Origin of the sequence: uncultured Kluyvera sp. (assembly GCF_902485085.1) — a bacterium.
GTDB lineage: Bacteria > Pseudomonadota > Gammaproteobacteria > Enterobacterales > Enterobacteriaceae > Kluyvera > Kluyvera ascorbata.
This window is the reverse complement of record NZ_CABTJS010000140.1, coordinates 202,455-209,565: the sequence shown is the minus strand read 5'-3', so window position 1 is coordinate 209,565 and position 7,111 is coordinate 202,455. Positions and strand designations below refer to the sequence as shown.

The following is a 7,111-nucleotide window of genomic DNA, read 5'->3' as shown; positions in this document are numbered from 1 at the left end:
GCGGAGAATACTGATGATCTGTTCGTCGGAAAAACGCTTCTTCATGGGGATGTCCTCATGTGGCTTATGAAGACATTACTAACATCGGGGTGTACTAATCAACGGGGAGCAGGTCAAGAACTCAAATTTGTCCATATAACCCAGCATCTCTTCGAGCTTTGCCCCATTACCAGCCACCTTCACTTCCCCTTTATCTTCAGCCTGTTTGAGCGTCTCTTCTTTCAGGATAATTTTATTCAGGGTCGCGCGGTCCAGCGTAATCGTTGCATCGGCATCTTTCGCTTCAGCATCGGCAGTATGGTTCAGCACACCGTTTTCTAGCTCTAGCTTGTATTTACCGCCATCGTTACCCAGGTCGATGTTAAATACTGCTTTTGCATTACCGGCTTTCTCTCCGTTAATGTGTACCGCCAGATAGTCAAAGAACATTTCCGGCGTCATGGCCCGAACGGTATCAGGGCTTGCGGTGTTAGGGGTTGGCCCCTTCAGTACGCCATTACGCAGTTCCTGAGCGCCAGTCAGATAGAAGTTACGCCATGGGCCAGACTCTGCCTGGTAGCCCAGCTGTTCCAGCGCATCAGCTTCAAGATTACGCGCATCCTGATTTTTCGGATCGGCAAAGACAATCTTACTGACGACCTGAGCAACCCAGCGATAGTTCCCCTGATCGTAGTCTTCCTTGGCTTTTTTGATGATGGCATCGGCACCACCCATGTAATCAACGAATTTTTTCGCCGCTTCTTCTGGCGGCAGTTCATCAAGGGTTGCCGGGTTGCCATCAAACCAACCAAGGTACAGCACGTAGGTTGCCTTAACATCATGGCTGACGGAACCGTAGTAGCCCCGGTTTGCCCAGGTATGCGCGAGGCTGTCTGGCAACTTGAAGTCGGCGGCAATTTCATCGCGCGTCAGGCCCTGGTTAGCCATACGTAGCGTCTGATCGTTTATGTAGCGATAGAGGTCACGCTGGCTTTTCAGCAGGTTAACCACGTTCTCATTGCCCCATGTTGGCCAGTGGTGCTGGGCCATGATGATCTCAGCTTTATCTCCCCAGCGAACGATAGCCTCGTTGATATACTTAGACCACGGCAGTGGTTCGCGGATCTTCGCACCGCGCAATGAGTAAGTGTTATGCAGGGTATGAGTCACATCCTCTGCGGACTCTATGAGCTTTTTCTCTTCGATATACCACAGCATTTCGGATGGCGCTTCTGAGCCGGGCGCTAACATGAAGTCGTAGGTCAGGCCATCAATCACTTCTTTCTGACCATCTTTTTCAATAATATTTGTCGGTGCGATAAGCGTGACGGTACCTGCGGAGGTCGTTGTTCCAAGGCCGGCGCCAACCTGGCCTTTGGCATTAGGCTTCAACAAGTTACCGTACATATAGCTTGCACGACGGCTCATTACGTTGCCGGCCATGATGTTCTCTGCAACGGCGGCTTCCATAAAGCCCGATGGTGCGTAAATCTTCACTTTGCCGGATTTCACATCCGCTTCATCAATAACGCCGCGAACGCCACCGTAGTGGTCGACGTGACTGTGAGTATAAATGACGGCCACAACCGGTTTCTTACCACGGTTTTTATAATAGAGCTCCATCCCCACTTTGGCGGTTTCCGCAGAAACAAGAGGGTCAACAACCGTGATCCCCTCTTTACCTTCAATAATGGTCATGTTGGAAAGATCAAGGTTACGGATCTGGTAAACACCGTCAGTGACCTCAAACAGACCGCTGATATTAATAAGCTGGGATTGACGCCACAGGCTCGGGTTAACGGTAGCAGGGGCTTTCTCACCCTCTTTGATGAATGCATACTGCTGTGGGTCCCAGATGATATTACCTTGCTCACCTTTGATAACTTCAGTTGGCAGTGCAGCGATAAACCCCTTATGGGCATTCGTAAAATCGGTATTGTCAGAAAAAGGCAATTGGTTATAGAGCGCATCGTTAGCAGTTTTCGTTGCGTCGGTAGCATCTTTCGCAGGAACATCAGCATAAACAGGCAGGTTAACGGTTGTCATTAGTCCGGCCAGCGCTAGGCTTTTAACAATAAGCGTTAGTTTCATTACGACCCTCATTGACTTAGTGATAAACAAATGTTGCATCCCCGTCTATAACGCCTGCAAATCATCTGCAGGAATTAACTATTAAAGATTGGCCTCTTTTTTACATTTGGCAATGTTATGGAATTGAATTCATACATTGAATTGACGTTGGCTTTCTTTGTAATTCTTAAAAATTAAAATTATTAGGTATTTGATTGAATTTACAGCACTTTATTTTTTCACATTATCTTTATTATTTGACGAAATATAAATCATGAACTAGCGCTGATTTTTATTTCATTCTATTTAAACAAGCAAAAAAACTAAGTAAATCAGTGGAAGTAATGAATCGTGACCAGGGAATGGATAGTGGCGTGAATATTCTATTAAATCAAAAAGTCATCTTCTATGCTCTTGTGAGTTAGCTGACCTTACTGAACAGGTCTGCTTCTCGTTCATTGCAGATTTCGGCCCCAAAGGGGTGCCTGATTGGCGCCACGAGCGGACACGCGCCTGATGTTTATCATTTTTTTTACAATGCCCTTATAAATGCTACAATTTTCGCAAATTTTCTTATCATAAAAAAATGACCGATGACTATAGCTAAATTTGAGCGGCCAAAACTGCAACTCCCTAACGACGCGGACAAATTGTTATTGCACTCATGCTGCGCCCCCTGCTCCGGCGAGGTTATGGAAGCTATCCAGGCGTCGGGCATCGAGTACACGATTTTCTTTTACAATCCCAATATTCATCCGCAGAAAGAGTATCTCATTCGTAAGAATGAAAATATTCGCTTTGCTGAACAGCACGGCATACCGTTTATCGATGCGGATTACGACACTGACAACTGGTTTGAACGCGCCAAGGGCATGGAATGGGAACCTGAACGGGGCATTCGATGCACGATGTGTTTTGACATGCGTTTTGAGCGCACGGCGCTGTACGCCGCTGAAAATGGTTTCAGCGTGATTAGCAGCTCGCTGGGGATTTCACGCTGGAAGAATATGCAGCAAATCAATGATTGCGGGCAGCGAGCCGCCGCGCATTATCCGGGCATGGTGTACTGGGACTATAACTGGCGCAAACAGGGCGGTTCCTCGCGCATGATTGAAATCAGCAAGCGCGAGCAGTTCTATCAGCAGGAATACTGCGGCTGCGTTTACTCGCTGCGTGACAGCAACCTGCACCGCAAATCCCAGGGCCGCCCTCTTATCAAACTCGGTAAGCTTTACTATGGTAAAGAAGAAGAACAAGACTGATTTTTAGCGTACTTGCACATGGAAATTTTAACGTGATTGATTTCATCCATTTTAACGACCGCCATCAACAATCCAGTTCGCTATTACCGCATGCTAAAAATGTGGCTGACTATTGGGTCGCCGGGTTACATATTCGCCTCTATGAGCCGGAAAATGCCGTCGAGGATGTGCTTCTCGTTTATCACGGTGGTGGCGTCAACTCAGATGCGGGTTACGATATCCTTGCTCATCAGATAAGTCATCGAGGGTCTGTTTGTACGTGTCTTATTGATATTCGTGGACACGGACAGTCGTTGGGTGATAAAGGGCGCGTTGATAATCCACAGCAAATCTGGCTGGATGTCGACACGATTCTTGAACATCTGCACGTGAAATACCCCCGGGCCAGAGTTCATCTACTGGGTCATTCAAGCGGAGGGGGAATGCTGATCAATTATTTCACTCGCCACACCCCATCGCAAAAAAGTGACAGTCTGATTCTACTTGCGCCGGAGTTTGGGCCTTTCGCGCCAGCCAAAATTTTCAACAGTACATCGGTTCCATTCGCCTCAGTAAGCAAGTGGCCTTTTATACTCAATGCGCTCAGTGGCGGATTATTGTGTGGCAACCATTTTGCCGTTACGCTGAATTTCCCCAATGAGGTCATGTTATTACGGCCTGAATTTGTTCAGCGATACAGTGTCAATATGGCGAATGCTTTAACACCGAACCATCCCACAAGGCAACTTGCAGCACTACCGCTCCCTGTAACGGTTCTGATTGCCGAGAATGATGAGTTATTTGACGCAAAGCAGATGTCAGAGTTTGTAGCAGGATGCGGCAACCCGAATTTACTCCACAGGATTGTTGAGCACAGCAAACACTTAGACTGCATTTTTGATGCCAGTGAAGAAATACGTCAGCATCTTGAGAGACCTCACGACGAGGTCTGACTTCATGCCGGAAGTGGACATTAACCACAGCTTAATTTGCTTTTGGGTATTATTTTTCATATCCATATAAATTAATCTTTCCCGATAAATACTCACCTAAATATACTTCACTGATTTTACTAAAACCTTGTTTTGTCACTTCACTTTCTAACCAGTCGCTGTCCTTGTTAAGGATTTCGAGCAGGTCATGGTTGGCCAATCCATCCACTATAATTGGATAGCGTATATTTTCATCACCATTTTGTATAATGGTTAACTGCCCATTCTGTTCGAGTACGACACGTTTTAATTGTTCTATTTCATAAATGCCATTGGCTCGTAATTTGAACATCAAATCATTTGCAGAAACGCCATTGCGTAAACACTCCCTAACATCTACGCTGCCATTATGAACCAAAGTAATGGGTTTGCCATCAATAATTCTCTTAACTAGCCGATTGTTCTCTTTTAAAAACTTAAGAACAAAGACAAGAAAAGTCCATATAATTAACACCAGAACAAATTGTAGTACTGTTATCGATTCATTGTAAATTACACCACCGATGATTCCCCCCAGCACATAGTTCTGAACCTGATCCATTGCGGATGAGGGAGCCAGATTCCCCTTCCCCATGAGGTTGATTTGAACAATTAGACACAGTATTCCCAGGCCCAGTTTTATAATGATAGGTGTATAAATTATCATTTTCACTCCTCAGTGTTTTATGATTTCTATGTCTGGGTTTACTAACGAAACTTCTACTAAACCGTATGTTTTCTGATCCGGGCTTAAGTTAACACGATAATAAATTTCATTAATTTTAACGATAATACCATCTGAGAGTTGTACTGAACTCGAGAATATAGTATTTACGTTCACTTCTTTTTCTTTCGATAGCAACTTAACGAAATTAACCATTTGCGATGATTGAGAGTGGAAATTTTGGCTATCAGTATAATCAGCATACTGGACACCAGAAATGAATAGTAAAAACAAGAAGACGATGATCGTTAAGTCACGATATTTAGTTTGCAAGCGATGACGCATGTACAGGCTAAAAACAACAATCAGAATAAATAGCGCACCAAATATAATGATGTATTTTAAATAATCATTAATATTAGACTGCGCTTGAAGATAATCGATGCCATAAAATCTCATACATTTATAATCCCTGAATCCTCATACCCCCGTTTGAATTATAGTAACACATTGTTTCTCCATGCTCAGAAGTTCTTTAACAACTAATTATTATGGGTCGCTTAAACGAACGTCACTCGCAGAGCACCTCGTTTTGATAGGGCCGCCCTCTCCCATCAAGGAGAGGGCGCGGTTGAGTGCAAATTAGTAGCGCACGCACACCGATTTAGTTTCACACCAGTCGTTCAACCAGTCCGGGCCAAAGTCACGCCCCGTACCCGACTGCTTCATGCCGCCGAACGGCAGGTTGGCGTCAATCAGCGTGTGGCTGTTGACCCATACCGTGCCGGCCTGCAGGCGGTCGGTATAGTTCAACGCCTGAGTCAGATCACGGGTCCAGACGCTAGCGGTCAGGCCGAAGTCGCTGTCGTTGGCCAGGCGAAGCGCCTCTTCGCCGTCGGCGACACGTACCAGGTTCACCACCGGGCCAAACACCTCTTCACGAGTTAAGCGCAGGTTAGCGTCTGGGTTGATAACCAGCGTTGGCGGAATGTAGAAGCCCTGAGCGTCCGGGCCAACGTTGCCGGTAATCAGCTCGGCGTTTTGTTTACGCGCGTCATCAAGATACGCCGCCACTTTGGCGCAGTGCGCCTGAGACACCACCGGGTTAATCTGCGTGGTTTCCAGCATACCTGGACCCACCTGTAGCGATTTCACCGCCTGCTCAAAGCCGCTGACCAGCGTATCGAACAGCGGCGCTTCTATATAGATACGTGAACTGGCGGCGCACACCTGGCCCTGGTTAAGGAAGCTGCCGGTCATCAGCCCTTCGATAACCCATGCCGGGTCGGCGTCTTTCAGTACGATGGCCGGGTTTTTACCACCCAACTCCAGCGTCACGCGGGTGAGCCTGTCGGCGGCGACGCGGGCAATCTGTTTACCAGTCGCGGTAGAGCCAGTAAAGCTCACTTTTGCCACATGCGGATGCGAGGTTAACGCTGCGCCGCACTCGGCGCCGCTGCCGGTCACCACATTGAATACGCCTTCCGGCACGCCCGCTTCAATGGCCAGTTCCGCCACACGCAGCAGCGTCAGCGGCGTCGTTTCCGACGGTTTAATGACGATAGAACACCCAGCCGCCAGCGCTGGCATCACCTTCCACATGCCAATCATCAGCGGGAAGTTCCACGGCACAATACCGGCAACGACGCCGACCGGCTCTTTTTTGGTCCACGCCTGGTAGCGTGCGCCCTGCGGGAATGGAATGGAGACATCCAGCGTACGGCCGCTAATTTTAGTGGTCAGCCCGGCGGTATAACGCATCCAGTTCAGGGTGCAGCCGACTTCAAAGGCGCGGGATATATTGATGGATTTGCCCTGTTCCAGCGTCTCTAGTTGAGCAAGTTCTTCGCCGTTCTGCTCAACGAGGTCAGCAAAGCGCAGCAGAATACGTTCGCGTTCGGCAGGCGTACGCCCAGCCCAACTGCGAGAAACAAATGCGCGCCAGGCGGACATGACGGCGTGGTCAACGTCTGCTGCATTAGCATCCGCGGTGGTGGCAATCGCCTTGCCCGTTGCCGGGTCCCAGACGGTGAGACGTTTTTCGCTCTGCGCCGCCTGCTGCGCGCCATCAATAAACAGGCCATGCTGACGGTCTAAAAACTGCTGCACGCTTGGGAGCAGTGCTACCTGTGATGAGGACATATCGTCTCCTTATTCTTCGCGGTTAGTCATTTCAGTCTACGGCG

The 7,111-nt window shown here is 48.0% G+C and carries 6 protein-coding genes; 2 read left to right on the top strand and 4 right to left on the bottom strand.

The window, feature by feature from the left end:
- Positions 1-78: 78 nt before the first annotated feature.
- Positions 79-2,070, bottom strand: coding sequence for an alkyl sulfatase dimerization domain-containing protein (locus RDN66_RS17610; protein ID WP_308538081.1), 1,992 nt, complete (start codon positions 2,068-2,070; stop codon positions 79-81).
- 572 nt (positions 2,071-2,642) lie between these two features.
- On the opposite strand from RDN66_RS17610, the gene RDN66_RS17605 reads away from it, so the two are divergent.
- Both RDN66_RS17605 and RDN66_RS17600 read left to right on the top strand, forming a co-directional pair.
- The gene (locus RDN66_RS17605; protein WP_072011465.1) at positions 2,643-3,311 is read left to right on the top strand and encodes an epoxyqueuosine reductase QueH; all 669 of its coding nucleotides are present in this window, start codon (positions 2,643-2,645) and stop codon (positions 3,309-3,311) included.
- 32 nt (positions 3,312-3,343) lie between these two features.
- A complete protein-coding gene (locus RDN66_RS17600; protein WP_202217974.1) occupies positions 3,344-4,243 on the top strand; it encodes an alpha/beta hydrolase in 900 nt (299 codons plus the stop codon).
- Positions 4,244-4,292: 49 nt separating this feature from the next.
- Here the strand turns inward: RDN66_RS17600 and RDN66_RS17595 are convergent, their stop codons facing one another.
- The 3 genes from RDN66_RS17595 to RDN66_RS17585 all read right to left on the bottom strand — a co-directional run bounded on the left by RDN66_RS17595 (position 4,293) and on the right by RDN66_RS17585 (position 7,067).
- The gene (locus RDN66_RS17595; protein ID WP_308538080.1) at positions 4,293-4,928 is read right to left on the bottom strand and encodes a DUF421 domain-containing protein; all 636 of its coding nucleotides are present in this window, start codon (positions 4,926-4,928) and stop codon (positions 4,293-4,295) included.
- A 9-nt stretch (positions 4,929-4,937) separates the two neighbouring features.
- Positions 4,938-5,384 (bottom strand): DUF3290 domain-containing protein, encoded by a 447-nt coding sequence (locus RDN66_RS17590; RefSeq protein ID WP_202217972.1) that lies wholly within the window; start codon positions 5,382-5,384, stop codon positions 4,938-4,940.
- Positions 5,385-5,567: 183 nt separating this feature from the next.
- The gene (locus tag RDN66_RS17585; protein ID WP_202217971.1) at positions 5,568-7,067 is read right to left on the bottom strand and encodes an aldehyde dehydrogenase family protein; all 1,500 of its coding nucleotides are present in this window, start codon (positions 7,065-7,067) and stop codon (positions 5,568-5,570) included.
- Positions 7,068-7,111 lie beyond the last annotated feature (44 nt).

Excerpts from the sequence above, each read along its gene's own strand:
- RDN66_RS17590 (WP_202217972.1), bottom strand. The coding sequence starts at position 5,384 with ATGAGATTTTATGGCATCGATTATCTTCAAGCGCAGTCTAATATTAAT.
- RDN66_RS17585 (WP_202217971.1), bottom strand. The coding sequence starts at position 7,067 with ATGTCCTCATCACAGGTAGCACTGCTCCCAAGCGTGCAGCAGTTTTTA.
- RDN66_RS17605 (WP_072011465.1), top strand. The coding sequence starts at position 2,643 with ATGACTATAGCTAAATTTGAGCGGCCAAAACTGCAACTCCCTAACGAC.
- RDN66_RS17610 (WP_308538081.1), bottom strand. The coding sequence starts at position 2,070 with ATGAAACTAACGCTTATTGTTAAAAGCCTAGCGCTGGCCGGACTAATG.
- RDN66_RS17595 (WP_308538080.1), bottom strand. The coding sequence starts at position 4,928 with ATGATAATTTATACACCTATCATTATAAAACTGGGCCTGGGAATACTG.